The organism is Leptospira noguchii serovar Panama str. CZ214, from assembly GCF_000306255.2.
Classification (GTDB): Bacteria; Spirochaetota; Leptospiria; order Leptospirales; family Leptospiraceae; genus Leptospira; species Leptospira noguchii.
Genome location: NZ_AKWY02000016.1, coordinates 18,183 through 43,377, shown reverse-complemented (window position 1 = coordinate 43,377; position 25,195 = coordinate 18,183). Strand labels below are relative to the sequence as shown.

Genomic DNA, 25,195 nt, shown 5'->3' with positions numbered 1-25,195 from the left:
CTCAAGGCAATAATTTATGGATCGTCTGAACCAGTTCTTCGGGAGAAAACGGTTTGGTAAGCCAGGCTCTGGCTCCCGCCTCGATTCCTTCGTTTTTAACTTCCGATTGAGATTCAGTGGTAAGCATGATAATCGGAGTAAATTTATTCTTAGGATCTTTTTTAATTTCTTTTACGAATGTGATCCCGTCCATGTTAGGCATATTCATGTCGCTTACGATAAGATCTACTTTGTCATTTTGTAATTTATCCAAACCGTCCTGCCCATCCACTGCTTCTAAAATGTCAAAGCTCGAATTGCTTAGGTGTAGGCTGAGAATTTTTCTAAAAACCGCCGAATCATCTACGATTAGAATTCGTTTCATGTAAATTATCTCCTTAGGAAACCAGAGGTATAAAAATTTCAGCTAGAACACAAAGACTTACGTTTTCGGAAGTATGATCGTTTGCGTTGTGGATAAAAAATAAACCGTGATGTTTACGAACGATATGGTCCACCGCTGTCAGACCTAAACCTAAACCGAATTTTTCTAAATGGCTTACGTTTTCAACGGGGGGATAAATTCTAAAAAAAGGTTGAATTACAAGTTGTTCGAACTTTTCCGGAATTCCCCCATACGGTTTTTCATCCACTCTATTTTTAAAAGTAATACAAAAATAGCTCTGATTGATATTTGTAAAAATATCAATTGTTGAATTGAAAGAACAGTATTTGAATGCGTTTAAGAACAGTTCTTCCATCGCAAGATATAAAAGAGAAAGGTTTACGTTTATCTTATGTTCTTTTTTAAAAACTGGAAGTTTGACCGAAACCTTTTTAGATAAAAGAAATGAATTCAGATTTTCGGGAAGCTCTTTAGTTTTTTCTACAATTTCTTTAGTGGAAGTAGTATTGAATTCAAAGTTTTGATCGATTAGATTTAACAGTTTTTCAAGACCAAGTAACATATTCTTAGTCACTCGATTGTTCGTAAGAAGAAGATCCAAAATTTCCTTATCAACTTTATAAAAGTTTCCTTCTTGGATTTTAACGGAATCAATCATATCCAAAAGACTGGTCATGGAACCGATGCCGCTACCTTGGGAAAGAGAGGTTTTTAAACTGTGAATCGAGTTTTTTTCAAAGGATTCGCTGTCCGATTTACGAATTGTCTCTTTATAGGTAAGCCATTCGAGTTGATTTCTTAGTTTTTGATTTTCTATCTCGGAGAGATTTTCCTCCATGTTTTTTAGAAAATAATAGTTTAGAGCCTTTTGTAGAATTTTAAGAAAAATTTCTGGGTAAATCGGTTTTAGAATATAATCAAAAACCCCTAGTTTCATAATCTCGATGATTTTTTCGTTGCTGTCGATTGCCGTTTGAACGAGTACGATCGCGTTAGGATAAATTTCTTTGAGTTTAACTAAAAAGGAACCTCCGTCCATTACAGGCATCATCAAATCCAAAATAAAAATGGAATATTTTTTATCTTCGATTCGTTTTAGAGCTTCTGCTCCGTTAGACGCCACCTCGTGTTTGACACCAAGTTCGTCGCATAAACTTTCCAGGAGGATGCAGTTTTCTTTTTTGTCTTCGACGATCAAAATAGGATCATTCGGAATTTTACGAAGAATATTCTTCTTTTTTAGTTCGATCTCCAAGATATATCTCCTTTTCAATTTCGATTAAAATCGATTTCAATTTATCTAAAGAAAACGGGTTTTGGATCGTATAGTTTGGGAAGAAAGGAAGTAGATCTTCTTGAAAAGGAAGCGGAATATCCGCGGTTTCCAAAAGGATCAAATGCCTAAAATTGGAATCTTCGTTTAGAAGTGATCTTAAGAATTTGACAACTTCCGTTTCTTCCAAAAGCAAACGTGTATCATATAACAATATTTTATGGAGATCGAGGCTTTTTTGTGGTATTTTGGAAAAATCTTTCACGGTACGGAAAGGAATGAATTTTTGCGAGTTATGTATGAAATATTTTTCAATTGCTCTATCATAAATCCTATCTTGGATGAATAATAAAATTGGAATGGATTTAAGGTGGAGAGGGTACGGAGATTCTTCCGTTTCTTCGGAAAAGGAACTCGAAATATTCAGATCTTCTAAACGACTAAAAAGTGGAAGGAAAACAATAAATTTACTACCTTTACCAAGTTCGCTTTCTACTTCGATAGAACCATGATGGGCCTCCACTATTTTTTTAACGATGGGTAAGCCAAGTCCACTTCCTTCATAAGCAGCGCGGTCTTTTCCTTTTACTTGGTAAAATGTTTCAAAGATTTTAGAGATTTCTTCTTTAGGAATTCCGATTCCAGAATCTTGAACTGAAAGTTGGAAATTATTTTCGAGTTTATTTAGAGTGATTAAAATCTCACCAGTAGAACCTGTAAATTTGATCGCGTTTCCAAGAAGATTGAGAATCACTTGTCGAATTCGTTTCGGATCTGCCTTAATTTCAAAATTGGCGTCTTTTGGAAAAAACTCAAAAGTCATTTCGATTTTTTTTGTGATCGCTTCTCCTAAAATCATTTCGACCGAAGTAGAAATTAGTTCTTTGAGATCAAAATCGGATTCGTTTAATACTAATTTATCTGCTTCGATACGGGAAAGATCGAGTATGTCGTTTATAATGTTTAGTAAATGAACCCCAGAATGAAAAATCAGATCTAAATACTGGTTTTCTCTTTCCATTCCTTCTGGAAATTGCATCAATCTGGAAAATCCAATGATAGAATTAAGAGGGGTTCTGAGTTCGTGGCTCATATTTGCCAAAAATTCCGATTTGGCTTTGTTTGCTTTTTCCGCCATTTCTTTTTGAAGATTCAATTCTTCCGTTCTTTGATTTACTAGTACTTCTAATTTTTCTCTATGAACTTTCAATTCTTCTAATATGTTTTTTCTTTCTAAAAAAACGCTGATCAAATCCACAAAGGTTCGAATCGTAAAAATTTCTTCTTTGATTATATTTGTAGTCTTAAAATTCTCAAACCCTGCAAATCCAAACCATTTATCTGAAACAAATAGAGGAATTAAAGTTACGGAACAAATTTCCCTTTGATCGAAAAATTGTTTTTCGTTTTCGGGAAACTCCGATACATTTCCTTGCAGATAACCTCCCGATGAAAAAACTTTTTTCCAACGAGAATAATTTTGATTGTAAACGATGGATTGTAGAGGCGGAATTTCGGAGGTTTCTAGTGAAGGGTCGTTTACTTCCAGATAAAGCTCCGCTAAATCTGCGTTTTCAGAATTTTTGAAAAGATAAAGTCTTTCAGAATCTAAAAAGACTAGAAATTGTTCCATTGCATATTTTAGAATTTTAAGTTCTACTGAAGTAGAGAGAAGGATTTGAGTGGCCGAGGTGATTCCCATTTCCAGACGGAGATGTCTCGTAACGGATTCTCCCTTTTTTACTTTTTCAGTGATGTCTCTTTGTATAGAGATAAAGCATAATATGTTTCCGGAAAAGTCCCGAATTGCGGATATACGCCATTCTACATGATAGGGACTTCCGTCTTTTTTATAGTTAATAGTTTCTCCCGAAAAATCTTTTCCTTGAGTTAGGGAGCGTTTTAAGTCCCTCATAATTTTTCGATTTGTCAAAGGACCTTGTAATATTCTAGGGGTTTTACCGATTAGATCTTCTTTTGTATAACCTGTCATTTTACAAAAAGCTGGATTTACGAAAAGTATCTTTGGTCCAGGAGGTTCCAGTTGTGTATCTGTGACTAACATGGAATCCGAAATTTGATTTACCAGAATTTCATAAATTTCTTGTGAATGTTCAAAATTGGTTTGGTTCGATTTCACAGCGAATGTAAAATCCTGAATTCTATAAAAAGATCAATAATTTTATTATTTCGGAAGGTTTTAAATATTAAAAAAGTAAAAAATTATAAATTGATACGAGGTGATTCAATCGAATTTGCTTTTTTACAGAAACGGGGAGGTTTAATTGAATGTAAGAACTGCCACAAACTATGATTTTACAGATAGATTTTGAAAATATGTGGAATTCTTGATTTTAGAAAACTCAATCCGCTCAATTTTCTTACTAATCCTATAAAATTGAATGTCTTAAATTTTTACCGTAAAACTGATTTCAAACAACGTATTGGATACTTTGTTATATAATTCTGAGTGATAACGGAATCACTTTCAAATAAAATCAATTGTAAAAGTAAATTTTTGTAAGTTTGGTAGAAAAATCTATTTTATAGATTCATTTTTCTGGAAAAAGTAAAATGTAAGAACTCATACAAACGAACTTTTTTAACTGAGTAAAATTCCCGGAAGTTTAAAATTCATGGAATCATCTCTTGAATCCGGAAATAGTTCAACGTTAGCATTGGGGTAAAATACCTTTAACTTAGAAATAATTTCGTCTACGAGAACCTGGGGGGTAGACGCACCTGCAGTCAATCCTAGGATTTTAATTTCGTTATTTTGAATATATTCTTTGGAAAGATCATCCGCTGTGGATACTTTAAATGAATTAGGTTTGGATTTTTGTGCAAGTTGTAAAAGTCGCAATGAATTAGAACTATTGTCTGCTCCAATCACAAGCATAGCATCAATTTTATCCATCATGAAGGAAACTGCTTCTTGTCTTTCCGTTGTGGCGTAACAGATATCATCTTTAGCAGGATGTTCTACAAATGGAAACGTTTTTGATATTTGATTCACTATATTCTTAGTGTCCGCTACTGAAAGTGTCGTTTGCATCAAATAGGTAAGAGGTTTGTTCGGATTAATTTTATCTTTAAGCGAGACTACATCCTCCGACGATTCTACAAGAAACATTTCTGCTTCTCCCATGGTACCAATCGCTTCGTCGTGTCCTTCGTGCCCTATATAGATGATTTGATGTGTATCTTTAATTTTTCTGGCTTTCCGATGAACTCTCGTAACAAGAGGGCAGGTTGCGTCTCCAATTTTCATACCTCTGTGTTTGGCTGCTTCTACAACGGAAGGTGCAACTCCGTGTGCTGAAAAAACGACCGTGGCCCCGTCTGGTGCTTCGTCTAAATCGTTGATAAAACGGATTCCCTTTTTTTTCATATCTTCTACAACACGGCGGTTATGGACGATTTCTTTACGGACATAAATTTGTTCTTCGGAATTTGCTTGTACTTGTTCTACATAAGAAATTGCGTATTTTACACCGGCGCAAAATCCTCTTGGGTTGGCTAAATAGATCTTTTCTAACATTTGGTTCCGTTCCCAAAGCCATTCTAATTCTTTGCCTTGGGCAAAGAATCAAAAAATCATTTCTTTCGGAAGCTTTTCTTTTTCTAAAATTTTGAGATCTCACTTTGATTTTAGTATTTAGTTCAAATTTTTAGAATTTTTATAGAAATTTAAAAGTAAAAAACGTTCAAAAATTTGTAAACTGATGGGAACGAAAGGTTTCGGGTGTCATGGTAAATTAGAGTTTTTTGATATTGTATTTGGAGGATTTTTATTCTTTTAAATAGTATGGGTATTTGTCTGTCATTGGGTTTGGTTCAAATTGTAATTCTCTTGAAATGAGATTTTGTCTTCTGTTGATCTTCCAAGTCATTTTGTAAGTCCAGTGAAAGCTAGGAACTCCCCGGTTTAAACTTTTCACAAAAAAATCTTCTTTTCCACCAAGGTCCTCCAACCAAAGCATGTAATTAAAAAGATAACACCTCGAAACCCCATGAGCCGCCGCCAACACACCTAAAGTCGCCCAAACACCAGTATGAACCCGAATACTAAACTTTTTCATTTTGCCAACGTCTCGATTGTATTTGATTTTACCCGCCCGGTTATGAAGACGCTTCATAGAAACGATCTGCTTAGAATATTTTCTCAATAGAAAAGGAAGTTTGCCCCGAAGTGCTTTTCTTTCCTGAAGATTCAAACGATTCCAATAAACATCTGGAACCAAAAGAGAATCTGTACCAACAGAATTTTCTACCAAAGCAGACTCAATTTTTTGACCGTCGTCCAATAAAAGAATGTCCATATTAGAAAACGGTTCTTAGAACTTTCCAAGCGGAACGATTTATAGAAAAAATTTTTTGAAGGAAATAAAATATTTTAACGTGAGTTAAACGTAAGTAATGTGAATTCGTGGAAAAAATTAGAATCTATCTCAAAAATATTTTATCTTTGCTTAAAATATCGATTCTAAGATGGCTTTTAAAGAGAATTTTTGAAAGGTTAATTCCTATTAGAGTTGTTTAAAAATTCCATAGTTCAGATCAACAAAACTGTTTCAATCAACCGTTTCCATGAAACGCAAACTGTTAGAGAATTAATTTTTCAACAACTCTAATAGAAATTGTGTAATCGAAAAGACCGCCTTGAATTTACAGGTGAAACATTTTTTAGAGACGGCTCTCAATTTATTCTGCAATTTTCAGAATGGAACTGTAAAATTTCGATTTGTGCTAGTTCCCGCAAATTAAGTTACATTACAAATTTTTAAACATTTATTTTTTGTATGAGTTCCCACATTTTAGGAATTGATCCGTAAAGTTTAGATCCCAATCTTTTTCAGAAAAATAAATTCCTTACGCCGAACTCACATTAAAAAAGAAAATATCTAAGAAGGGACATAGATCCTCTAGTTTGGGAAGAAAATTTTTATCTCTGAGTTTCTAAAAAAGTTCATTATCGGAATTTAAGCAATCGTCGATGCATTCTCTGAAAAGGTCAAGGAAGACCTTTGAAAAATCATAATCCCCTAATTTCAGGGAATCGGATTCAAGGAGGAACCGAATGATTATCAACCATAATATCAGTGCCATTTTCGCACATAGAACTTTGAAGTTCAATAGCGAAAACATGGGAAAGGACATTGAGAAATTGTCCTCCGGAATGAGAATCAACCGCGCAGGCGATGATGCTTCCGGTCTTGCAGTGTCCGAAAAAATGAGAACTCAGATCTTGGGTCTCAGAAGAGCGGAAATGAACACTGAAGATGGTATGTCTCTGATTCAAACGACAGAGGGCTATCTACAGGAAACTCATGAAATCGTTCAGAGAATCCGGGTTCTGGCTGTACAAGCTGCCAACGGTATTTATACCGAGGAAGACAGACAGCAGATCCAAGTGGAAGTTTCTCAGTTGGTGGATGAGATCGACCGAATCGCTTCTCAGGCAGAATTTAATAAAATGAAACTCCTTACAGGAGCTTTCGCGAGATTGAATCCAACTGCGAGTATGTGGTTTCACATGGGTGCAAATATGCACCAGAGAGAAAGAGTTTATATTGAAACGATGAACACTGCGGCATTGGGACTTAGAAACCCGACCGTATTGACTTTTATTTCTCTTTCTACAGCCGGCAAGGCAAACTCTGTAATCGGATTGGCAGATGATGCGCTTCGTAGTATCTCTAAACAGAGAGCTGATTTAGGTGCGTATTATAACCGTCTGGAACATGCTGCAAAAGGTCTCATGAACGCATATGAGAACATACAAGCGGCTGAATCTAGAATTCGCGATACCGATATGGCAGAGCAAATGACTAGCTTTACGCGTTATCAAATCCTAACTCAGGCTGCGACCGCAATGTTAGCTCAGGCCAATATGAAACCGCAAACGGTTTTACAGTTGCTGAAATAACCGTTTCTTCTGACTGAAAGGATTTAATTTTAGTCAGAAGAGTTAAGCAAATGCCGGAAACGACGATACCTAAAATGGATTTATAATTCCCGTTATAAATCGCCGTACGACTCTGAAGCCCGAGTATTCTTAAAAAGAATCTTCGGGCTTATTTTTTTATTTTTCCTATTTATAATTTTTATTTTATCTACTGAAGTTTGATTACGAGATGTTGACTTAAGATTCTGGGTGTGACTACTTTAAAATTTACATTCTTTTTTTTCAAAGTCCGATCGTAAAAAAAAATTCAGTGATTCTAAAATTTGATAAAAAGATATGTCCCCACCCACAAGTATACTTCCAGAAACGCATCTAAAACGAGACTGAAAAGTATAAAAAAATACTAAAAAACATTCTTTTAAGAATCTTTTTGGTTCAAAGTTGAGAAGAATTTCTAAGGTTTGTTTCTCTTTCGAAACGAGATTTCATAGATTTAAGAGCTTCAATAAGTGATTGATATTGATGAAAGGAGAGTTTTTCGGAAGGAATTTTGAAGGTTTTTTGAGCCATCGATTCCAAAGAAATCTGATACGGTGCAATTTTATTCACTTGAGAGAGAAGTATTTTGGTCATTTCTTTCTGGTCTATTGAAGGAATTGAGAAGACCTGAGATTTTGGAATGGATCTCTTCTTATCTCGTCTCTGTGATCTTCTGAAGACTCCTGGATGTGCTTTTTTTAATGAATCGATAATCTTTTGAATTTGGCTTTCGGAAAGAAAACTTAGTCTTTCACCCATTGCCAAAGACGAGCTAATCTCTTGAAGAGTTTCCTTTGAATACCCTATATTTCGTCCAACAGCAAAAAGCTGTTTCAAACGTTGCTTTCTTTTCTCTTCTTCAACTGTATCCTTCATATAGTTTTTTTGAGAAATGGTTCGATTTGATCCTTCAAATTCCTCTTCAAAATCCCGGCATTTACAAGACCCATTCCGATAATATCCCATACACCCCGTTTGACTCGGTGCATCCATAGTATCTCCATTTACTTCCGATTTCTATCGAAGCATTCAATCATCGAAATAGATACAGCGGCAACTTGTATCAGTTCGTTTCTATACTCAGAGTAATCATGATTTTTACCTTCGTATCTAAAGTAAGATTCAAGGGCGGCTTTTTGAACTTCGCCAACTTCCTCTCCAAGTATCATACACCATTCCACAGGTTTGTGATTTTGTGGACCGAACTTTAAATCTTGTTTATCGCGTTCTTCGGAGATCTCTTTAAAAATGTTTTCTCTCACTTATTATCTACCTCCCTATATTCCGCTACATGAAATCCGCTTTTGATAAACCAAAGTGCTACACGAGATCGATGGCATTCAACCGGATCTTTTTCATAACAACACAATGCAATTGGATTATTGTTGGAGAGTGTTTTGAGTTGATCAATTATTTCCATAACATTCAAATTTTCTAAAATAGAATCGAATTTTTTCCAGTCATATCCTTCATTTAGCATTTCTTTTGTGGGAGCCAGTATTTTAAATTGAATTTGTTTCCCCTTTGCAATCCAGCGAGGGGAAAATCTTGAAATATTAAAAACAACGTATCCGGCTGCCAGCAGTTTATCGGTTTTATGATGATAGGATGTTACGATTTTCATTATGCCCCTCCTGACCCTTCCTGTGGTGGAAATTTATTTCCGTTGTTGTTTAAATTTTCTTGTGGTTGATAACCACTTCTTTCGATTCGGATCGGTTCTTTGAATAGAACTCGAAATATAAGATACCAGAGGAAAAGAGCAAAAATTCCAACCAGTAACCAGATAGTGAGAGTTCCCATGACCGTATACATAAGAACCAATTCAAAAATTTCTAATTGACTCATGCTGATCTTTGCTTCTCCAAGTATCATTCTCGAATTCCCACTCTTCAACAGACCAACCCAGCTCAGTGAGTTTCATAATTGCGGTCTCTGAATCCGAATCAAGAAGGTCGTATGCTTGATGGAAATCGATAGAGTTTTTCAATGCGACTCTCTCAGGTTCGAGATAGTTTTTTTGATCTTCTAATGTTTCTCTTTCATGCTTTTTTAGATCATCAAAGAAGAGAGATTTTCGAATATTATACAAAAGTTGAGTCACTTCTTCGTATCTTTGGATCGTTTTAATTTGAATGCTCATTGCTTTCTGTTCTCCTTCTTAACTCGACATAGTATTTTCGCATCCGTTCAGTTTTTAAGTAGTCTGGAAGATCCTTCCAACGTCTTGGAGTCCAACCGCGACGAAGGAAGTTTTCACAGTGATTTATCCAAAGATCCTCCGAGCGTTTTAAACCAATGGGATCCTCTTCGTGGCTCATAACTAAAGTCCTGACTCAGTCGGATATTTATCCAGGATCCATTCCACGAGATAAAATATCTGATCAACATTGTCGCTTTGGTTTGAATCTGTTGCTGCAAGGTCTTGGATGGTTTCCAAAACCTTGCGAACTTTTAGCGGAAGTTCGTTCATGCGGCGTCTCCGATCGCTTCGATTTCTACATCCGTTTCGGATGGAGAGATGTATAAACGCTCGGATTCTTCGTTGAGTTCTACCCCGATTTTTTGCATTGCCTTCAATGGTTCCGCAAGGATCTGTTCTTTGTTCAACTCCAACTTAACTCGAAGGAAGACACCGCTTAATCGAGAAACGAGACTGTTAAACTTTTTGAGAAGACCATTCTCTGAAAGAATTCTATCAAAGAGTTTTTGCGTTGCCCGTGTCTTGACACTTGCCGGAATTCTTCTCAACTTTAAAATACCTGTGGTCAATTTGCAGGTTTTATACTCTGGATCAGGAAAGAGATCTTCCTTATGATGATCCACGAAGTGCTTTATCCCAGCCGCAATGTGTTGGATTTTTAAGTCCAATGGGGAAATCTTTTCCTGAAGATCGTTTTGGAGCTTGCTGATTTGGTCGTCTGTCTCGCTCGTGATTCGATCTCTCTGGCGTTTGAACTCCCCAAGCTGTTGCACACGGCTTGGGTGAGGTCATCGCGGTTTACGTAGTTGTTATCTGGTAAATCAACTAATGTATTTTTACTCGTCTTTCCTTTTTAGCCACGATGACCTCCTATTCTTTCGGTTCCGAATTCTCAGGAGTCATGTCTACTGCGACTCCGCTTGCAGAGGAAGGAATGACTTTAGCAGGTGGAACCTGATTCTTTAGCTTCTTCTTCTTTCCCGTTTTTTGGTAGCGACTTTCTTCTTCGCAACCTTTTTCTTCTTTGCAATCGCCATACGTTTCTCCTTCCTTTATACCGCGACTTGATCCACGACGAATTCACCCAAAGCAGATTGAAGATCCTTCAATTCACTTTCGAGTGACTTGAGATTTTTCTTTTGTTCTTCCTTTGCGGTTTTCAATCGATCTTTTACGGTTTTGATTTTGTCATCGATCGCTTGAATCTTTACTTTCTTTTCCTCTTCTAAAAGCTGGATCGTTTCTTTCTTCTCCTCCTCTAAAAGTGTAACCTCAGTTTCAAGATCTCCCGAATTCGTTTTAAATTCAGAGATCTGTTTTTTGACTTCAGCTACTCTTTGCAGAGCGTTATTGTGTTCTTCCTGGTTTGCGATTTTCATGTTACCTCTCAATATTAAAATATTGCGTTATTCGTTTGCTGTTCTTAGGAGGACTTCCGCAGACTGAACATCACCCGGTGAACGATCTCTGATTAGATCTATAGCCGCTTCGAACGTCATCTTTTGACCGTCAAGACTCAGTCTTGATTTCTTAATGTCACTTTCGTCACCGCTTAGATATGTAGAGATTGCGGCTTTGCTTAATTCTTTACCCGTAATTTCTCGAACTCTTCTTGCTACTTCACGTTGAGTGATCTTAAGTTTTTTGAGTATTTCTCCAAAGGATTGTGGAAAGATGATCTTTGCTTGATCATAAGTGAGAACTCGATTCCATCCAGGGAATGTTCTCTCGATTTTTTGGATCTGATGTTTCACTCCGAGTGGAGTCGGGAATGTGTTCTGGATAAAAATCTGACGAGACTTTTGTCCATTCTGTCCAGACTCGAATTTGACTTCGAAAGCTCGCTCTGCGAATGAAAGAACTTCGTTGTCTTTAAGCGGTTCCAAATTCGTCTTGCGAATTCTCCATCCAATCTCTTGAGTCTTAATCAAAGAGCGAAGCCAAGGGCCTTCGTTTTTTCCAAACATGACGATTGAGAAAAGATTTTCTTTTTCGGGAATGCTAATCTCATGAATCTTTTTTAGGTCTCTAAGAAGTTTGCCAGAGAGAGCCTGTGACTCATCGAATAATAGAACGATCTTACGCTTTCGTTTAAAAGCGGCAGTAAGGATCTCTCTAAGAATCAGTTGTTTCGCATGAGCGCTTCCGGGAATTTCTCTATCCGGACTAAGTTCAGAGATCATCACTTTCATAATCTGATTGATGTTGTAATCGAAACTTTCATAGCATCTTCCCATTTCAATTACTTGAAACCTATTCGGATAATCGCGCCAAAAATGTAGCATGTGTTCGTATAGAAACGTCTTACCTGCGCCAACATGTCCGACGACGCACTCCCAACCGGAACTGTCGACGGCATGCTTGATTGCTCTAATTACCCTATTTGTGTTTTCCGTATCTACAAAACTCATTCCGCGTTCTCCTTAGAATCGTTAGATTCAAAATCAATGTTATTCAGAATATTCAAAAGTTCATATATTTCTTGGTTAGTAATCGAGCCTTTGAGGGCAAGGCTTGAATTCAGTCGTCCCTGGACGGCTTCAAAAAGTTCAACTGGCATTTCGGAACGATAGATTAAAAGACGTCGTTCGATGTAGCTCCACGCCGATTCCAATTCGGTGAACTCACTTGGTGCCATCGTTGCGGGAGTTTCGACAGGGACTGAATTTGCAGGAAAGTATCGTAGGTTTTCCATTTCTGCTTCTGGATAAAGATCTTCGATCGTAAAAATTTTACGTTGTCCCTTGGCGCCATCACGGATATCTTCACGTAACTTCATACGATCGGTTTTCAGCCATGTGTCCGATGATTGCGTTTGGTATCCTGTATGTTGCGATATACTTCTTGCTCCGTCCGGATTGCAAATATAAAGATTTCCTAATTTATCCTCTGCTACGAGATTTCCTTCGCGGTCTCTGAAGAGAGTGACGTTTTGGCCTACCAAATCCAAAGCGACTCCATAGGAATGATTTCGATATTCGATACAGCCGTAATTGTTGACGACTCGATTATCGAATGTTACTGTAGCGTCGTAAAAGTTTTGCTCTGTAATTCGCCTGATTGGTTTGTCTTTTGTTCCTGCAAGCCAGAGATCAAATCGTCCACTGATTTGATTTTCGTGAATGGTATATAACGTTAGAAAATCATTCAATTCCTTGAGGTCTGCAAACTTCTTGCCGTCGATCGCGGGTTCTATGATGTTTTTATAAATTCCGATTCTACGTTCGACTGGACCTTTTGCTTTGGGCCGCCCTGGTGTGTGTGTTTTAACGATGATTCCACCGAGTCGCGTAAGTGCGTTTTTAGCACCTTTGAGTCCAGACCCCTTGTCGTTATAAAGATATTCTGGAGTTCCTTCAAATGGGTTCCGGCGATCGACTTTAGGCATCCAAGCGCGCTTGAAAAAATCAAAGTAGTCCGCCGTATTCTCGCCCCGATGTTTCGCTCCTGGCGTAATCGCCTTTCCGCCATAGGCCCAAAGATAAAATACTTTTGAGTAAACATCTACGAGAGAATAAATCCACACTTTGATCAGGTTGTCTTTGAGCATTGCGGTCTCTTCGTCTTTGTCGTCCAGAAACCAGCGGCGTTCGATTTTACCGCGTGGGTTTAAAAAATACCTGGCTGCAACGGACGCGTCGACCATGTGCGTAGAATTCGAATACGGTTCTTTCCACGTTCGTGATGCCTCTTCCGATTGCATTTCATGACGTCCGAGACCGAGACGGTTCAACCACCGGTTTGCGGTGGATTCGGTCCAAGGCAGTTGTATCTGTCCGCTGTTTCGTGCCCTCCTTAACGCAAGTTTCATTGAGAGTGGTTTCGGATTTTTGCCAGACAGATTTGAATAAACAATCTCGGCAATTATCTTCGCTTCAGTTTCCCGGAGATCCATTCGTTCAGGATTTAGATTTGATTTTCGCTTTGATTTTATCTGACCTGAGACGACGGCTAACTCTGATCCAATATTAAATTTTTCGAATCTTCTACGGATTGCGTCTTCCGACAACCCAAAGGTGGCGGCTGCTTTACGCATCATTTCACCTTTGGAATGTTTTGACGGAGCCTCTTTCCAAGCCGAATAGAATTCGTAAAACAAATCTGGATCTAATTGTTTCACTCTTGCGTCTCTCCTTGAAAAATATGGCTCGACCACGCCATCTTTAATGTTTTGAGCGAGATTTCCATTGTCGCGATTGTTCGAGATAGATAGATTCCTAACCCACCGTTTCGAGATTCTTCCGGGATGGATTCAATTCGTTGCAGCGCGTCAAGGATCGATGCGTTACACTCATCGATAATTTTTTCCGCCTCTCTTTGACTCTTGATTTTTAGGAGTTTATCCGGATCGATGTCCTTGGATTTCCGAAGAACATCAATTTGGTCGTCTTTCTTCTGGATCGACTTTTCCAGGGTTGCTTGTTTTTTTCGGAGGAGTTCCGCTTCGGCCTTTACGGTTTGATTTTCCGTTTCCAGGGATTTGATTTTTTTCTTTGAAGAATTTTCTAAAGAGGAAATCCGCTCCTCTAAAAACTCTTCCGCGGAAACGACTGTTCCGTCGGAAAGGGTTAAGGTTTCCCCTTCGAGTTGTTTGAGTCGGACTTCCTTGGCAGCTTGCAGGAATCGTTTCGGAGATGCTTCCATGAGTTGTTTAACTCGGTCACCCAGTCCAAACGATTCGATCGCATTCACATATTCTAATGCAACTCTGCCGCTCATATCGAGTTCTTGCTCTACGCAGTCATGAAATCCGGAATATCCAAGCTCATGAAACAGTTCGAGGTTGCGAATTGCTGTTAATGAGAGAGCGGTTTGAAAGATGTTCACCCTGGCTTGAGTGATATACAATTGAGCCAAGGCCTTTCGCTGTTCCGGCGAGAACTCTCTCGCCTCGCTTGCGCTCGGAATTGTCAGGGCCGTTTCCGGTTGCGATACGTTGTTGTCCGAGTCTTCTATTTCGTCTTTGTATTCGTCTAACGCTGATTTGGTTGTCATATTCTACCCATTTGATTAAGTTTGATCTTTGAGTTCGTTGGCCGTGTTGCCTAACTCTCGTTTTCGTTCCGCATCTCGTTTCCAGATTGCTCGGACTTCTTCGATGGAGATTCCAAATTCCATTTCTAAAATCTGAATATGAGCTTTTGTGTTTCGCTTGCCGGATATAACACGGGATAGGTCTCCCTGGTTTACGTTATATGCCATCGAGATTGCACGTAATGTATTCCTACCTTCTCTAATCTTACAGATTTTCAATAACTCTAATGGCAAATGTCTGCCTCTGGGAATACGTGCCATCATTAGGCTTTTTTTTAATGATGGCATATTTTCATTTTCCATAAATCCTCCTGAGGCTCCGTAGGTGGCTCGTAGCTTGTGCGAGTTTGATTTGAATTTTTGGAACAAGCTGCCAGCGAAAACTTTCTGAAAAAAACAAACCGTTCTCTTGGTCTGGCAAGATTAGATTTGTTTGCAGTAACTTGCGCTTTGCACGTTCGAGGGATTGTATCCCTGTCAGGAGTCTGAATTCTCCAGAAAAGAAGCTTTTGCCCGGAAGGAGGTGGATCAATATGTATACGGCTCCGGTTCCGTTAGCTTTTTTAATTTGGCTTTTACCCTCAATCGTATCGGGGTTGAGAATGTAGATCCCGTTACATTCCTCTATGAATTGCCAGGACATTAAAATTTGAATCGTTCGGTAGATTGTTTTTTCCGAACGCTTAAGGTTTCGTGCAACGTGTGTCGGACGAAATCCAACATTAGGATTTTCTAAAAAGAATTTTGCCACCGTCAGGAGAGTCATATTCTTACCGAATCGATTAAGGGTCTCAGTTTTACGAAAGACAAATTCAAACATGTCTTACAGAGTTTGAACTGGTAAACTGTTACTGAGGACTGTCCGCATCCGGAGCATCGTGGAATATTTGAAATAGCAATAGTATCCGAAAAAATGCCCTCGATGGAGTTACCTCCACCGAGGGAAGAGGAATTGCCTGGGTTGCAATCAGACAAGTCGGATGTTGGAAAGATTGGATTAACAAATTTCATGCGAATTTTTCTACCGTGTGGCTTTTTGGATTTTTCGTTTTATACCCTTCTTTGTTTTGAGGGGCTTGGGTGGAAAGTTCCGTAGGCAGAATGTGCAGACGAATGTATTGAGATAGCTCTTCTCCGTTGAGCTTTTTGATGAGGGCATCCGGGACCTTGCTCCAGCAACGATCAAAAACTGTGTAGACGTTTAGTCCGTGGCCTTTCAACAGTTTAACGTGGTCGCAAAGGAAACGGCTGCGGACGCGATCATATTTTCTAAGATTAGCCATTTTGATTATCCTGAATTTTTTTCTTTTCTACCCACTTGGTGAATTGTTTCTTTAGTCCGGCATCATCGATGAAATATTCATAGATTGCACAACGAGAGAGTAAGATTTCTATTGGACTTTTGTCTGATGTGTTCTCGATTTTGAGCACCGAGTCAGCTACTCGTTTGCGATGTATTTTGATTCCGAGCGTTGGATTCATGCCGCGCTTCCTGTATCTTTAGTGAGAACCAGTTGGATATTTTTGAATCCTTCTGTGTTGAGTGCGGCGATCACTCTGCGATTGTTGTTTCGTCCGGCAAAAAATTCATACGTTAATCGCTCATTTAGATTATTATGTTTTGCGAATTTACTTACGTATTTGTAACGATATACAATTTCGCGCTGAATCTCTTCCCGTTGTTGGATCGCGTTCATGCCTTAACTCCAAGGACATGAGCATCGGCTTGAATATAGAAGCCTTCACGCGAATAGATGTTTGTATAAAAATCAATGCTTATGATTGTGATGACTACGTGTAGGAATTGCCGTGACGAATCGTATTCACTTAAACCCTTACGCATTTTTAGATTTAAGATTCGCAATCCATTTGCCTGAATCTCTTCTATGTAATTCCAAGGAATGAAATACCCAACCGCGATCCAATGGAGCGAGATTTTAAAATACGAAGGCATCCAATTTGAGAACTTCAGAAATCGGTGCATCCAATTCAGTTCAATATTCCTTGCGCTCATTTGATTTGATTTCTCCTTGATTTTATGGCCTATTTTTCCGATGCTTTCTCTATGCACGGGGTAGCCTGTAGGTTAGCATAATACCGAATACGGTATTTGTCTATTAAAATTTTTACCGAAATCGGTATTTTTTTGAAAAAGCAAATTGAAAAATTACTACAAGTTCTAAATATGAATCAAAAGGAATTGGCCGACTCTTTGGAGTTATCGCCAGGGAGAATTAATGATTTAATTAATGAGAGGACTAAAGACCTTTCAGCCGAAGCAATTCGTAAGTTAAAAATTAAACATAATGTAAATCCGCTCTGGCTTTTGACTGAAGTTGGGAATATGTTTTCTGATCCCGAAGTTGAGAAAGGGCGCGATGATCAATTGAATGCTGAGTTTCAAATAATTCAGATCCTTAGGAAACGGCCTGTTGCCAAGAGTATCGTGGACAAAATTTTAGATCTAAACCGAGATTTAACAGAGAGTGAATCGAGTGTAATACGTGCAATACTGGATAGCTGGAAAAAGTGATCAACTATCACTTTTATTGATCCATGGTTTTAGAATAATGGAAGTCTCTACTGCTAAATAATGCGCTAAAACGTCGAACCTTAAGCCTGTATTTAAAAATTCGTGAATATGAGTCTTAAAAAAATCAGTAAGGATGGGGACAGACGGATGCTCGTCTTTATCGTCCAGTTTAAAATTACTATTTTGAATATCCATCTTCCAACCCCAGTTCCCGGAATTTTTGTTGTAGCGTTTTAGTATATTAACTGCTATAGACAAATCATGACGTCTCAGCAAAAATAATCCTTGATTGACACAAAAAAATACCGATAATAAAACACGATTCACATGCGCGAATGATTCTGTGTTATTTTTAAAAGTCAATGATAAATTCTCAACAAAAATATGCCAAAAATAATAATCCTTCCGATCGAATCAGGATTATTTTATCAGAGACAGGGTTTCGGCAAAACCAATTGGCTGAGGCGGGAAATGTCAAGCCTCCCACGTTAAATGGGTATTTATCAGGTGCGAGGCCCGTAGGCTTTGACTTTGCGTATGCGTTAATGAAATCACTCGGATATAACCCCTTTTGGATATTATTTGGGGATGGAGAGAAAAAGGTCCCAGCGGAAATATTCTCCGAACTGACTCCGGAAAATCATGATCGGTTTGAGGAAATTGAACGGGATAGAGTTTTTATCAGACAGATCGATGAATCGGGGATAAGAAAGGATATAGAAAGAATTTTGGAACTCAGTCGATCCGACTCAAAGCTGTTTAAGATTTTTTTCGACCGACTTTTTCCTGAAAAGCATGACTAATTTTTATGTGATATATCTCGATCAGCTCTTTGAGCGAGGCTGTTTCTTTTTTTAAATCTCTTGCAAAATTATAAAGAAGAGTTTTTAATTTGTCGTCTGTAGTTTTCATAATCGTCTCACATGAGATGAGACGATTCATTTTCCTTTTCTCTTCATTGCACTTTGTCAACGTATATAACAGGATAACGTTTTTCTGCATGAGCTACGGCGATCGCTCTTCCATGAATTTGAATATCTCTCGTCCGCGCGACAAGTTTATCAAAATCTTTGCTCATCCCTGATGGAATAAAAAGCAGAAATGTGGCAATCACGTTTTTGTCAAAGTATTCGGCTTCGGCAATTGTGTAACCGTTCCAATCGTCGCCGACCTGGATTCCCTCCCAGTTTTTTAAGTTGGTTTGTAAATCATTTGCGTTCCGCATGATTCGGAACTTCAGTTTTCCGTTTACGGTTCCGCCTTCCCACTTGTCTACTCGTTGGAGCGAGCGACATACAAAGTCGAGTTCAACTATAAAATATTTTCTGTCGTTCTTCCATTCTCCGGATTCGGTGGTTCCGTCTTCGCATTTGATTTTTCCCTGGCCGTGTTTCTTGCCATTTACAAAAGAGCCTTCGTAAACACACTGAACACTTCCATCCAGATACGTTAGCTTCCCTTTTCCGTGAGGATCCATTTTAGAATCAAAGAATCCTTCGTAATGATCTCCGTTATCAAACCAACTATAAACCAGTTTAGATGTATCGATCTTTCCATTGATAAAATACATCGTTGAAATTCTTTCGAGGTTATTTGCTTCATACACTTTTATTAAACCATGAAATTTTCCGTTCTTAAAATTACCTTCTCCGATTACACCTTCTTCATTTTGTAATTTCCCTTTTCCGTTTTGACAATCTCCTTCTATACACATACGGGTTTTCTCTTCCGCAAAAATCGGATTTAAGAAAAAGATAAATAAGATAATTGTGATACTGATTGATTTCATTTTTTACTCCAGATGAAAACAATCAATATCCAACCGGACTTGACAATTCGAAAACTTAGTTTTGGTCTGCCGTATGGCCAAAAAAAGTAAGACCTCTCAGAAATCTAATAAACAAAATATTAAACAAACTGTAACAGGATATACGACCGAAGGTTCTTTGTTTAAAAACATACCGATCCAAGAGTTAAAGCAAAAACGTTCTGCTACTTTACAAACGAATCCAGCAATACCCAAAGATCCGGAAGATACCATGACGCCGCAACAAGTTGCAGCTCTACTCAAGCGAAGCGTGCGAAGAATTAGCTATTATCGCCGCGAAGGACTCTTAGGAAAATTTTGGAAGTTTTACGATGGAACGGTTCTCTATTCTCGCATTGGAGTGGATGAATTTTTTCAAAGTCGTTTTTGCGATCGAGAAGAATCATAAACGAGCGGAAATCGCGGCACTTAGGGGGCAATGCCGACGTTGTGCATTCGATATTTCCCATGTTAGCATTGGTGACATGGATGAATTAAAAGCACTTCTACAAATCGATCATATCTCTCTATTTCTTGTTTCCATAATATTATTTTTTATGGTCCTTCTGGTTTATCGAAAGCCGCTTGGATCCATTTTCGGACTTCTTTCCAAACTCATCACAAAACGACTGGATTCAAAAGATACAATCTCTGTCGTTCAAATTCAGACGAACTCTCTTCCGGGTGCGCGGTTCATTCAGGAACACGTAACGTCTATACAATTCATAAACTCACTTCGAGTCCGCGACACAGAAATGTTTTATGACTTTCTTTTTAATCTTGTCAGCGAAGTCCGGGCAAAACTCGGTAACCCGTATCCGAATGTAAAGTTGACGTTCTCTCTTTTGAATGTTGATTACATATCCTCTGCGGCAGTTAGCGCACTCTCAAAAATCTTAATCGATGTAGTTCAGAAAAACGGAATTTTCTTGAACATAAACTTTCCGAAGGATCGATTCAAAAATCACGCCACCAATTTCCGAATACTCGCTGGGGATGCTGAGCACATTTCAATTTCGACCAAAGATCACGGAGGAGCAGGATGAAAAAGATTTCAGTTATAATTTTGCTTTTAGGTGCGTGCGCGGTTTTTCAAAAACTTCCGCCAACCGTAAGAGAAGACAGTAAACAAATTAAAGAAACGAAAACGGCTTTGATCGAGGATCGTCCAGGTGCAACGGAACGAGCAATGTCAGAACTGGATCGATGCGATGCGCGTAACATCGAAAACGCGAAAGAGATACGACGACTAAACGAAGCGTTGAATCGTTGTAACGTATCGAACGAGAAGAAGGACGTGCAATTAACTAAGGTATCTAAAGAAGCCGGAAAGGGTGAAGGAATTCGTTGGACTTACTACGCAATCCTTGGGTTTGGAATCTTTCTGTTGCTCGTTCTTGTTTTGGTTGTAGCGGCAATTCTGGCCTTGAGGCGCAACGGGCTTCCAGTTGTTAGTAGCCTTTTGGGAGGAAGAATCGTATGAATCCAATATTAGATTTTTTGAAATCCGCTTCATTTAAAATACAAAAACATTTTCTTGATTTCGACGCGATCCAGAAAACACAACACTACTGGAACGATTCGACTCTATCGAAAGCAAAAACGAATCGGATCGGTTCGGAAGCAAGTCTTCCAACATTTCCTCCAGTTTTCGGTCCGGTCTTTGTATGCCCAGTCGATGAACCACACATAACGTCTCCGTTTGGTTGGAGAATTCTGAGTATAAACGGAAAACCTTCGAGACAGTTCCATTTGGGGATCGATTTAGGAGGCGAAAGGAAAATCAAAATTCCTGAAGACTGTATTATTAAAACAGTTCTCAAGAAAGACGAAAAGTATCCGGTTCGATTTCGTTATGATTACGAATCCGGAACCTGGATGGATTTGATTTCTAAAAATAAGATTCCTAAAGGTAGAGCTTGGACTCCATACATAATCGCTGTTGGAATCCATACCAGAAATCAATACAAATTCAAACATGTCGATTCCATCGTTTCCGAGGGACAAAACGTAAAGGCCGGAATGATCATCGGAAGATCTGGAAATCTCGGTTATTCCATGGGACCACATTTACATTTTGAAGTTTGGCCTTGGAATAAAAAGGAACAGTCCTGGCCCAAACCGATGGACCCGGCGAAGTTTTTAAAATCCAAAAATCTAATATAAGGAGAGTATAATTATGGAAATTTTAACTCAGGCTATCATTGGATTATTCATTCCGCTCTACGTGGCTCTCGTATTGTTTTTGAGCCAGTGGGCGTTTCGTTTTTTCAACTCCGAATTTGTCCGCCGTGATAAAGCTCGGTTTGTTCTGATTCTTGCAACTGTGATAGCGCTCGTGTTCGAACTTGTAAGATTTGCATCTGGGGATTCCATTCCCGAACTCGGATACTATGCAGTGATTCTGCTTCTTAACTTTTGTTTCACGACAACGTTTTACGAAATTCTGATGAAGCGAGTATTCGCGGCAATCAATTACGCTCACGACACTCCGGTTGCATCGGAAGAACAACCAGATTAATCGTAAGAAAATAGAAATGAGCACAGAACCAGCTATAAGAGAACGCGCTTTTTTCCTCTATGCTATTTCCGGCTCTGGGTCTTCTAAAAATAGCGTAGCGAAACAAATCCGTTCTGAATATGGAACGAAGACTACCGCAAAAACTATCGATGAATGGTCGAAGGAAAAAGACAGGGATGGTTTAACATGGGATGATAAACGGAACCGTCTCGTCGCGAGGGCAGAAAAACAAGTAGAGGCCATCGTTGAAAATCGAATGGTAGAAATTCAAAAAAGAACTAAGACGATTGCAGACTTGTTGTATAAGAAAATTACGGAAGAGACTCCGAAACTTACGAGTCTTGATAACGCTATCTATGCTTATAAAGCAATCTCAGAACTTGAATTGACGTTGCCGCAAAAATATGGAGCACAACTGAATCCAAGTGAGATAATTGGAATCGTTTTAAAAATCTTTAAACGATGTGAACCAGTTGGAAGAGCAATCAGCGACCACTGGGAAAAGAATTTGGCTCTCGAAATTCATCAAGAAATCGAAGCATTTAAACTTTCTAAAGTAAATCAGGTTCCATGATGTCTTCGGGTTTAGAAATATTAGAGTCGATTCATGAACTTGGAACAAAAGAGTTTTCCAAAGTTAAGAAGAAAGATCGCAATTTATACGGAAAAAAGTATGGCAAAGAATCCTTAGCAGCTTTCGCACGCTTTATTGATCCAAAATTCGAAGACCCTCTCCACATAAAATCGATCATTCACCTTCTCGAAAAAATGGAGAAAGGGGAAGTCACGAGAAGCATTATTAACATGCCACCACGAAGGGGCAAAAGTCAGATTTGCACTCGAATCTTCCCTGCTTGGTTTATCGGTAGGCATCCAGATAAAAACGTAATATTACTTTCCTATTCAGATGAGAAAGCCGCGCGTTTTGGTCGTTGGGTTCGAGACTGTGTAGAATCAGAACAATTTTCTCAAATATTTCCAAAAGTAAAAGTTCGTCCTGACATGAGAGCGGCTGCTGAATGGGAAACGACATCTGGCGGACTCGTCTTGAGTGCAGGACTCAAGGGAGGATTCAACGGAGACGGCGCAGATTTGTTAGTTGTCGATGATCCGTATAAGAATCGAGAGGAAGCGACATCGGAGGTAATCTCTGAAAAAATCATCGAGAATTTTATGTCTGTTGGAGAAACGCGTCTTTCTCCTAACGGGATTATCTTGATTCCTCATACTCGTTGGTTGCGCAATGACCTTACCGGAAGATTAACCGGAGAAGATAAGGAGTCCGAAATTGAAGCTGTTTGAGCCTGAGATAAAAGGTGAATGGCATGTTCTCCGTCTTCCTGCAATTTTAGAAGACGGGACTTCTCTTTGGCCTGAAAGATTTAAAATTGAGAATGTTTTGAAACTGAGGTCTCGGATTGGAGAAACCCGATTCAGTGCTCTTTATCAACAAATTCCAATGGATGTTGCCGAAAGAATTTTCAGTGACCCGAAATATGAAGAAACTCCAAATGATGTAAAGATATTTGCGTTTTGGGACCCGGCGTTTCGTGAAGCGAATAGGAAAAAAGACTTCAATGCATTTTCTGCGGGTGGACCGAACGGAGAGAAGTTCTATGTTTGCGCTGGTGAAATATGGCGTGCAGGACTTTTAGAATCTTACGATCGAGTTGAGAAGCTTTGTAAACAACATAACGTAACTCGCCTTTTCATAGAAAACAACAAAGGGGAAACAGCATTAGAAATAGAAATGAATAGGCGAAACATTTCCAGTAAGGGAATTATGAGTTCCGGTTCGAAAGAGTTTAGAATTCAACAATACGTCCGAATGAACTGGGATAAAATTCGATTTTCTCGTTTTGTCTCTACGAAGTATATCAAGCAGATTTTAGAATATTCGGAAATCATAGAACGCCACGACGACGCCCCGGATTCGTTGGCTGGTCTCATCAAAGAAACAAAATTCGGCCCCCAGGCGGAAGGAATGAAAAATCGGATCGGATTTTTTGAAATGCTCCTAAACGAAGGAAGGTGGTAATGGCTCGTAAGCGTCGCAATTATTATAAGAACTTAGGAATCGATACATCCGTCCGCGTTGCAAAATTGGACGCATCTGAATCCGTTGCCCGACTCGATACCCTGATGCACATGGCATCCGGTAAAGGCATTACAGGAAGAGATAAACTACGAGGTGTTGCACCAAATCCCGAACGGATTTTTCCAGTGACTGCACGCGCGCTTTACGAATCAAACGGTTTCCTCGCCAACATAGTTGATTCCGTCTCGGAAGATGCAACCCGCGCATGGATCGAAATCGAAACAAATCGAGATAAGGATGATCCGGACTCAGGTATCAAAGGCCTAAACATATCCAGAATTTTGATGAATGAAATGGAGGAGTTCAAGCTTCAGGAAAAAATTACAGAACATATTCAAGGCTCTCGGATGAATCACGGTGGCTCTCTGCTTTTTTGGGGAATTAAATCGGATATTCCACAGACCGATTTCATGCTTCGTCAACCAATGCCCGAAACGATTCGGAATCTCGAATTCATAAACATAATCGATGCGAGTCGCTTTTCCGTCAGGAGAAAAACGAGCGATCCGCTTTCTAAGTTCTATAACGAGCCGATTTGTTCTGTATCTGGCGTAGAGTTAGATTCTTCCCGGTCACACTGGTTGGTCAATAGCTGGAACTGGGATTCTCAGAGGGGCATTTCCTTAGTAGAAAAAGTCTACGATGGGATTGTTGCAATCGATACGGCCCTTTGGTCGACGACTTCCATGATTTTTGAGATGGCCGTAAAGGTTCTTACAACGGACAAATTGGACTCTGCTTCTCCCGAAAAAACGATGGAGTTTCTTCGGCTGTTACGACATACGCTTTCCACTCAGTCCACTGCAATGCTCGGAAAAGACGAGACTCTTACTCGTCTTGGAAACTCGGGGATTTCTGATTCACAACTCGAAACTCTGTTTTCATTCATTTTTAAAGTCTTGTCAGGTCTCTCAAAAATACCTATTTCGAAAATTTTAGGGCGAACACAATCCGTAATCAATATTGGGAATAGTGATCCATCGGACGACGTAAGTTATTTCGAGGATGTTTCTCGCTTTCAGGAACTCAAAGTCCGTCCCATCATAGACCAATTTATCAAATTACGAATCCGATCGACTGAGGGACAGATTTACAGACTTCTAAATGGCGATTTCGCATCTCTCGACTGGAAGTTTAAATTTAAAACGTTGTGTAAATCTTCCCCTGCATCCGAAGCCGATACAAACCTCAAGAACGCTCAAGCGGATCAAATCTATGTAACAATCGGTTCCCTTTCACCTGGGGAGGTTAAGCAAAAGAGATTTCCTGAAATGGAAAATTTCGATTACTCTCGAGATGATAGCGGCCACTTAGATTTTAGCGAACCGGGTCTTTCAAACCCTGAAGAATTTAATCGTCCTGTTTAACAGTAATTTTGAATGTTCCAAGAATCG

The 25,195-nt window shown here is 39.0% G+C and carries 35 protein-coding genes and 1 pseudogene; 12 read left to right on the top strand and 24 right to left on the bottom strand.

Annotated elements, in window-relative coordinates:
• Nucleotide 1: 1 nt before the first annotated feature.
• The 5 genes from LEP1GSC059_RS06515 to LEP1GSC059_RS06495 form a co-directional block, all read right to left on the bottom strand.
• Nucleotides 2-364, bottom strand: a complete 363-nt coding sequence (locus LEP1GSC059_RS06515) for a response regulator (RefSeq protein WP_002149537.1) — start codon at nucleotides 362-364, stop codon at nucleotides 2-4.
• A 13-nt stretch (nucleotides 365-377) separates the two neighbouring features.
• Nucleotides 378-1,640 carry a response regulator gene (locus LEP1GSC059_RS06510; protein WP_017214158.1) on the bottom strand — a complete coding sequence of 421 codons (1,263 nt, stop codon included), beginning with the start codon at nucleotides 1,638-1,640 and terminating at the stop codon, nucleotides 378-380.
• Nucleotides 1,603-3,798, bottom strand: a complete 2,196-nt coding sequence (locus tag LEP1GSC059_RS06505) for a PAS domain-containing sensor histidine kinase (RefSeq protein ID WP_017214157.1) — start codon at nucleotides 3,796-3,798, stop codon at nucleotides 1,603-1,605. Before LEP1GSC059_RS06505 ends, LEP1GSC059_RS06510 begins: the two co-directional genes overlap by 38 nt.
• A 462-nt stretch (nucleotides 3,799-4,260) precedes the next feature.
• A complete protein-coding gene (gene ispH / locus LEP1GSC059_RS06500; protein ID WP_017214156.1) occupies nucleotides 4,261-5,199 on the bottom strand; it encodes a 4-hydroxy-3-methylbut-2-enyl diphosphate reductase in 939 nt (312 codons plus the stop codon).
• A 250-nt stretch (nucleotides 5,200-5,449) separates the two neighbouring features.
• On the bottom strand, nucleotides 5,450-5,980 hold the full coding sequence (locus LEP1GSC059_RS06495) for a DUF1564 domain-containing protein (RefSeq protein WP_017214155.1): 531 nt from the start codon (nucleotides 5,978-5,980) through the stop codon (nucleotides 5,450-5,452).
• 758 nt (nucleotides 5,981-6,738) lie between these two features.
• Here LEP1GSC059_RS06495 and LEP1GSC059_RS06490 point away from each other — a divergent pair.
• A complete protein-coding gene (locus LEP1GSC059_RS06490) occupies nucleotides 6,739-7,587 on the top strand; it encodes a flagellin N-terminal helical domain-containing protein (RefSeq protein ID WP_002176528.1) in 849 nt (282 codons plus the stop codon).
• Nucleotides 7,588-8,001: 414 nt separating this feature from the next.
• On the opposite strand, the gene LEP1GSC059_RS06485 is transcribed toward LEP1GSC059_RS06490, so the two are convergent.
• The 18 genes and pseudogenes from LEP1GSC059_RS06485 to LEP1GSC059_RS22870 all read right to left on the bottom strand — a co-directional run bounded on the left by LEP1GSC059_RS06485 (nucleotide 8,002) and on the right by LEP1GSC059_RS22870 (nucleotide 16,856).
• Nucleotides 8,002-8,481, bottom strand: a complete 480-nt coding sequence (locus tag LEP1GSC059_RS06485; RefSeq protein WP_017213559.1) for a hypothetical protein — start codon at nucleotides 8,479-8,481, stop codon at nucleotides 8,002-8,004.
• Nucleotides 8,482-8,609: 128 nt separating this feature from the next.
• On the bottom strand, nucleotides 8,610-8,867 hold the full coding sequence (locus LEP1GSC059_RS06480) for a MazG-like family protein (RefSeq protein ID WP_017213557.1): 258 nt from the start codon (nucleotides 8,865-8,867) through the stop codon (nucleotides 8,610-8,612).
• Nucleotides 8,864-9,229, bottom strand: coding sequence for a DUF488 family protein, N3 subclade (locus LEP1GSC059_RS06475; RefSeq protein WP_017213556.1), 366 nt, complete (start codon nucleotides 9,227-9,229; stop codon nucleotides 8,864-8,866). The genes LEP1GSC059_RS06480 and LEP1GSC059_RS06475 overlap by 4 nt, the downstream gene beginning before the upstream one ends.
• Nucleotides 9,229-9,453: a hypothetical protein gene (locus LEP1GSC059_RS23395; RefSeq protein WP_017213555.1), complete on the bottom strand. Its 225-nt coding sequence runs from the start codon at nucleotides 9,451-9,453 to the stop codon at nucleotides 9,229-9,231. Before LEP1GSC059_RS23395 ends, LEP1GSC059_RS06475 begins: the two co-directional genes overlap by 1 nt.
• The gene (locus LEP1GSC059_RS06465; RefSeq protein WP_017214150.1) at nucleotides 9,431-9,748 is read right to left on the bottom strand and encodes a hypothetical protein; all 318 of its coding nucleotides are present in this window, start codon (nucleotides 9,746-9,748) and stop codon (nucleotides 9,431-9,433) included. Before LEP1GSC059_RS06465 ends, LEP1GSC059_RS23395 begins: the two co-directional genes overlap by 23 nt.
• A complete protein-coding gene (locus LEP1GSC059_RS24085; RefSeq protein ID WP_036057217.1) occupies nucleotides 9,732-9,926 on the bottom strand; it encodes a hypothetical protein in 195 nt (64 codons plus the stop codon). Before LEP1GSC059_RS24085 ends, LEP1GSC059_RS06465 begins: the two co-directional genes overlap by 17 nt.
• Nucleotides 9,927-9,928: 2 nt before the next feature.
• Nucleotides 9,929-10,078: a hypothetical protein gene (locus tag LEP1GSC059_RS23595; RefSeq protein WP_017214152.1), complete on the bottom strand. Its 150-nt coding sequence runs from the start codon at nucleotides 10,076-10,078 to the stop codon at nucleotides 9,929-9,931.
• Nucleotides 10,075-10,583 (bottom strand): annotated as a pseudogene (locus tag LEP1GSC059_RS06455) (host-nuclease inhibitor Gam family protein). Before LEP1GSC059_RS06455 ends, LEP1GSC059_RS23595 begins: the two are co-directional and overlap by 4 nt.
• A 277-nt stretch (nucleotides 10,584-10,860) precedes the next feature.
• Nucleotides 10,861-11,187 carry a hypothetical protein gene (locus LEP1GSC059_RS06450; protein ID WP_017213549.1) on the bottom strand — a complete coding sequence of 109 codons (327 nt, stop codon included), beginning with the start codon at nucleotides 11,185-11,187 and terminating at the stop codon, nucleotides 10,861-10,863.
• Between the two features lie 27 nt (nucleotides 11,188-11,214).
• Nucleotides 11,215-12,219, bottom strand: a complete 1,005-nt coding sequence (locus LEP1GSC059_RS06445; RefSeq protein ID WP_020980501.1) for an ATP-binding protein — start codon at nucleotides 12,217-12,219, stop codon at nucleotides 11,215-11,217.
• On the bottom strand, nucleotides 12,216-13,928 hold the full coding sequence (locus LEP1GSC059_RS06440; RefSeq protein WP_020980486.1) for a DDE-type integrase/transposase/recombinase: 1,713 nt from the start codon (nucleotides 13,926-13,928) through the stop codon (nucleotides 12,216-12,218). Before LEP1GSC059_RS06440 ends, LEP1GSC059_RS06445 begins: the two co-directional genes overlap by 4 nt.
• On the bottom strand, nucleotides 13,925-14,803 hold the full coding sequence (locus LEP1GSC059_RS06435) for a hypothetical protein (protein WP_017213546.1): 879 nt from the start codon (nucleotides 14,801-14,803) through the stop codon (nucleotides 13,925-13,927). The genes LEP1GSC059_RS06440 and LEP1GSC059_RS06435 overlap by 4 nt, the downstream gene beginning before the upstream one ends.
• 15 nt (nucleotides 14,804-14,818) lie before the next feature.
• Complete coding sequence (locus tag LEP1GSC059_RS06430; protein WP_235592132.1) at nucleotides 14,819-15,130, bottom strand: hypothetical protein; 312 nt, start codon at nucleotides 15,128-15,130, stop codon at nucleotides 14,819-14,821.
• A 4-nt stretch (nucleotides 15,131-15,134) separates the two neighbouring features.
• Nucleotides 15,135-15,608: a hypothetical protein gene (locus tag LEP1GSC059_RS06425; RefSeq protein ID WP_017213667.1), complete on the bottom strand. Its 474-nt coding sequence runs from the start codon at nucleotides 15,606-15,608 to the stop codon at nucleotides 15,135-15,137.
• Between the two features lie 241 nt (nucleotides 15,609-15,849).
• On the bottom strand, nucleotides 15,850-16,125 hold the full coding sequence (locus tag LEP1GSC059_RS06420) for a hypothetical protein (protein ID WP_017213668.1): 276 nt from the start codon (nucleotides 16,123-16,125) through the stop codon (nucleotides 15,850-15,852).
• Nucleotides 16,118-16,324, bottom strand: a complete 207-nt coding sequence (locus LEP1GSC059_RS06415; RefSeq protein WP_017213669.1) for a hypothetical protein — start codon at nucleotides 16,322-16,324, stop codon at nucleotides 16,118-16,120. The genes LEP1GSC059_RS06420 and LEP1GSC059_RS06415 overlap by 8 nt, the downstream gene beginning before the upstream one ends.
• Nucleotides 16,321-16,539 (bottom strand): hypothetical protein, encoded by a 219-nt coding sequence (locus LEP1GSC059_RS06410; protein ID WP_017213670.1) that lies wholly within the window; start codon nucleotides 16,537-16,539, stop codon nucleotides 16,321-16,323. The genes LEP1GSC059_RS06415 and LEP1GSC059_RS06410 overlap by 4 nt, the downstream gene beginning before the upstream one ends.
• The gene (locus LEP1GSC059_RS22870; protein ID WP_017213671.1) at nucleotides 16,536-16,856 is read right to left on the bottom strand and encodes a hypothetical protein; all 321 of its coding nucleotides are present in this window, start codon (nucleotides 16,854-16,856) and stop codon (nucleotides 16,536-16,538) included. The genes LEP1GSC059_RS06410 and LEP1GSC059_RS22870 overlap by 4 nt, the downstream gene beginning before the upstream one ends.
• A gap of 96 nt (nucleotides 16,857-16,952) precedes the next feature.
• On the opposite strand from LEP1GSC059_RS22870, the gene LEP1GSC059_RS06400 reads away from it, so the two are divergent.
• Nucleotides 16,953-17,375, top strand: coding sequence for a transcriptional regulator (locus LEP1GSC059_RS06400; RefSeq protein WP_017213672.1), 423 nt, complete (start codon nucleotides 16,953-16,955; stop codon nucleotides 17,373-17,375).
• A 362-nt stretch (nucleotides 17,376-17,737) separates the two neighbouring features.
• Complete coding sequence (locus LEP1GSC059_RS06390; protein ID WP_017213674.1) at nucleotides 17,738-18,178, top strand: helix-turn-helix domain-containing protein; 441 nt, start codon at nucleotides 17,738-17,740, stop codon at nucleotides 18,176-18,178.
• A gap of 152 nt (nucleotides 18,179-18,330) precedes the next feature.
• Here LEP1GSC059_RS06390 and LEP1GSC059_RS06385 read toward each other — a convergent pair whose 3' ends face one another.
• A complete protein-coding gene (locus tag LEP1GSC059_RS06385; protein WP_017213675.1) occupies nucleotides 18,331-19,164 on the bottom strand; it encodes an MORN repeat-containing protein in 834 nt (277 codons plus the stop codon).
• Nucleotides 19,165-19,237: 73 nt separating this feature from the next.
• Here LEP1GSC059_RS06385 and LEP1GSC059_RS06380 point away from each other — a divergent pair, with 73 nt between their 5' ends.
• The 9 genes from LEP1GSC059_RS06380 (at nucleotide 19,238) to LEP1GSC059_RS06340 (ending at nucleotide 25,168) form a co-directional block, all read left to right on the top strand.
• Nucleotides 19,238-19,591 carry a MerR family transcriptional regulator gene (locus LEP1GSC059_RS06380; protein ID WP_017213676.1) on the top strand — a complete coding sequence of 118 codons (354 nt, stop codon included), beginning with the start codon at nucleotides 19,238-19,240 and terminating at the stop codon, nucleotides 19,589-19,591.
• Nucleotides 19,592-19,667: 76 nt separating this feature from the next.
• Complete coding sequence (locus LEP1GSC059_RS06375) at nucleotides 19,668-20,228, top strand: hypothetical protein (RefSeq protein ID WP_036057227.1); 561 nt, start codon at nucleotides 19,668-19,670, stop codon at nucleotides 20,226-20,228.
• Nucleotides 20,225-20,665, top strand: coding sequence for a hypothetical protein (locus LEP1GSC059_RS06370; protein WP_017213678.1), 441 nt, complete (start codon nucleotides 20,225-20,227; stop codon nucleotides 20,663-20,665). Before LEP1GSC059_RS06375 ends, LEP1GSC059_RS06370 begins: the two co-directional genes overlap by 4 nt.
• Nucleotides 20,662-21,348, top strand: a complete 687-nt coding sequence (locus LEP1GSC059_RS06365) for a M23 family metallopeptidase (RefSeq protein ID WP_017213679.1) — start codon at nucleotides 20,662-20,664, stop codon at nucleotides 21,346-21,348. The genes LEP1GSC059_RS06370 and LEP1GSC059_RS06365 overlap by 4 nt, the downstream gene beginning before the upstream one ends.
• 13 nt (nucleotides 21,349-21,361) lie before the next feature.
• Nucleotides 21,362-21,703 (top strand): hypothetical protein, encoded by a 342-nt coding sequence (locus LEP1GSC059_RS06360; RefSeq protein ID WP_017213680.1) that lies wholly within the window; start codon nucleotides 21,362-21,364, stop codon nucleotides 21,701-21,703.
• A 16-nt stretch (nucleotides 21,704-21,719) separates the two neighbouring features.
• The gene (locus LEP1GSC059_RS06355; protein WP_017213681.1) at nucleotides 21,720-22,277 is read left to right on the top strand and encodes a hypothetical protein; all 558 of its coding nucleotides are present in this window, start codon (nucleotides 21,720-21,722) and stop codon (nucleotides 22,275-22,277) included.
• Complete coding sequence (locus tag LEP1GSC059_RS06350; protein ID WP_017213682.1) at nucleotides 22,277-23,005, top strand: terminase large subunit domain-containing protein; 729 nt, start codon at nucleotides 22,277-22,279, stop codon at nucleotides 23,003-23,005. The genes LEP1GSC059_RS06355 and LEP1GSC059_RS06350 overlap by 1 nt, the downstream gene beginning before the upstream one ends.
• A complete protein-coding gene (locus LEP1GSC059_RS06345; protein WP_017213683.1) occupies nucleotides 22,992-23,741 on the top strand; it encodes a hypothetical protein in 750 nt (249 codons plus the stop codon). The genes LEP1GSC059_RS06350 and LEP1GSC059_RS06345 overlap by 14 nt, the downstream gene beginning before the upstream one ends.
• Nucleotides 23,741-25,168 (top strand): anti-CBASS protein Acb1 family protein, encoded by a 1,428-nt coding sequence (locus LEP1GSC059_RS06340; protein WP_017213684.1) that lies wholly within the window; start codon nucleotides 23,741-23,743, stop codon nucleotides 25,166-25,168. The genes LEP1GSC059_RS06345 and LEP1GSC059_RS06340 overlap by 1 nt, the downstream gene beginning before the upstream one ends.
• Nucleotides 25,169-25,195 lie beyond the last annotated feature (27 nt).

Excerpts from the sequence above, each read along its gene's own strand:
- LEP1GSC059_RS06355 (WP_017213681.1), top strand. The coding sequence starts at position 21,720 with ATGAGCACAGAACCAGCTATAAGAGAACGCGCTTTTTTCCTCTATGCT.
- LEP1GSC059_RS06420 (WP_017213668.1), bottom strand. The coding sequence starts at position 16,125 with ATGGCTAATCTTAGAAAATATGATCGCGTCCGCAGCCGTTTCCTTTGC.
- LEP1GSC059_RS06490 (WP_002176528.1), top strand. The coding sequence starts at position 6,739 with ATGATTATCAACCATAATATCAGTGCCATTTTCGCACATAGAACTTTG.
- LEP1GSC059_RS23395 (WP_017213555.1), bottom strand. The coding sequence starts at position 9,453 with ATGAGTCAATTAGAAATTTTTGAATTGGTTCTTATGTATACGGTCATG.
- LEP1GSC059_RS06495 (WP_017214155.1), bottom strand. The coding sequence starts at position 5,980 with ATGGACATTCTTTTATTGGACGACGGTCAAAAAATTGAGTCTGCTTTG.
- LEP1GSC059_RS06515 (WP_002149537.1), bottom strand. The coding sequence starts at position 364 with ATGAAACGAATTCTAATCGTAGATGATTCGGCGGTTTTTAGAAAAATT.
- LEP1GSC059_RS06370 (WP_017213678.1), top strand. The coding sequence starts at position 20,225 with ATGAAAAAGATTTCAGTTATAATTTTGCTTTTAGGTGCGTGCGCGGTT.
- LEP1GSC059_RS06375 (WP_036057227.1), top strand. The coding sequence starts at position 19,668 with ATGGATGAATTAAAAGCACTTCTACAAATCGATCATATCTCTCTATTT.
- LEP1GSC059_RS06445 (WP_020980501.1), bottom strand. The coding sequence starts at position 12,219 with ATGAGTTTTGTAGATACGGAAAACACAAATAGGGTAATTAGAGCAATC.
- LEP1GSC059_RS06415 (WP_017213669.1), bottom strand. The coding sequence starts at position 16,324 with ATGAATCCAACGCTCGGAATCAAAATACATCGCAAACGAGTAGCTGAC.
- ispH (WP_017214156.1), bottom strand. The coding sequence starts at position 5,199 with ATGTTAGAAAAGATCTATTTAGCCAACCCAAGAGGATTTTGCGCCGGT.
- LEP1GSC059_RS06365 (WP_017213679.1), top strand. The coding sequence starts at position 20,662 with ATGAATCCAATATTAGATTTTTTGAAATCCGCTTCATTTAAAATACAA.
- LEP1GSC059_RS06485 (WP_017213559.1), bottom strand. The coding sequence starts at position 8,481 with ATGAAGGATACAGTTGAAGAAGAGAAAAGAAAGCAACGTTTGAAACAG.
- LEP1GSC059_RS24085 (WP_036057217.1), bottom strand. The coding sequence starts at position 9,926 with ATGAGCCACGAAGAGGATCCCATTGGTTTAAAACGCTCGGAGGATCTT.
- LEP1GSC059_RS06390 (WP_017213674.1), top strand. The coding sequence starts at position 17,738 with ATGATAAATTCTCAACAAAAATATGCCAAAAATAATAATCCTTCCGAT.
- LEP1GSC059_RS06450 (WP_017213549.1), bottom strand. The coding sequence starts at position 11,187 with ATGAAAATCGCAAACCAGGAAGAACACAATAACGCTCTGCAAAGAGTA.
- LEP1GSC059_RS06380 (WP_017213676.1), top strand. The coding sequence starts at position 19,238 with ATGGCCAAAAAAAGTAAGACCTCTCAGAAATCTAATAAACAAAATATT.
- LEP1GSC059_RS06425 (WP_017213667.1), bottom strand. The coding sequence starts at position 15,608 with ATGACTCTCCTGACGGTGGCAAAATTCTTTTTAGAAAATCCTAATGTT.
- LEP1GSC059_RS06350 (WP_017213682.1), top strand. The coding sequence starts at position 22,277 with ATGTCTTCGGGTTTAGAAATATTAGAGTCGATTCATGAACTTGGAACA.
- LEP1GSC059_RS06385 (WP_017213675.1), bottom strand. The coding sequence starts at position 19,164 with ATGAAATCAATCAGTATCACAATTATCTTATTTATCTTTTTCTTAAAT.
- LEP1GSC059_RS06430 (WP_235592132.1), bottom strand. The coding sequence starts at position 15,130 with ATGCCATCATTAAAAAAAAGCCTAATGATGGCACGTATTCCCAGAGGC.
- LEP1GSC059_RS22870 (WP_017213671.1), bottom strand. The coding sequence starts at position 16,856 with ATGAGCGCAAGGAATATTGAACTGAATTGGATGCACCGATTTCTGAAG.
- LEP1GSC059_RS06465 (WP_017214150.1), bottom strand. The coding sequence starts at position 9,748 with ATGAGCATTCAAATTAAAACGATCCAAAGATACGAAGAAGTGACTCAA.
- LEP1GSC059_RS06360 (WP_017213680.1), top strand. The coding sequence starts at position 21,362 with ATGGAAATTTTAACTCAGGCTATCATTGGATTATTCATTCCGCTCTAC.
- LEP1GSC059_RS06410 (WP_017213670.1), bottom strand. The coding sequence starts at position 16,539 with ATGAACGCGATCCAACAACGGGAAGAGATTCAGCGCGAAATTGTATAT.
- LEP1GSC059_RS23595 (WP_017214152.1), bottom strand. The coding sequence starts at position 10,078 with ATGAACGAACTTCCGCTAAAAGTTCGCAAGGTTTTGGAAACCATCCAA.
- LEP1GSC059_RS06340 (WP_017213684.1), top strand. The coding sequence starts at position 23,741 with ATGGCTCGTAAGCGTCGCAATTATTATAAGAACTTAGGAATCGATACA.
- LEP1GSC059_RS06435 (WP_017213546.1), bottom strand. The coding sequence starts at position 14,803 with ATGACAACCAAATCAGCGTTAGACGAATACAAAGACGAAATAGAAGAC.
- LEP1GSC059_RS06475 (WP_017213556.1), bottom strand. The coding sequence starts at position 9,229 with ATGAAAATCGTAACATCCTATCATCATAAAACCGATAAACTGCTGGCA.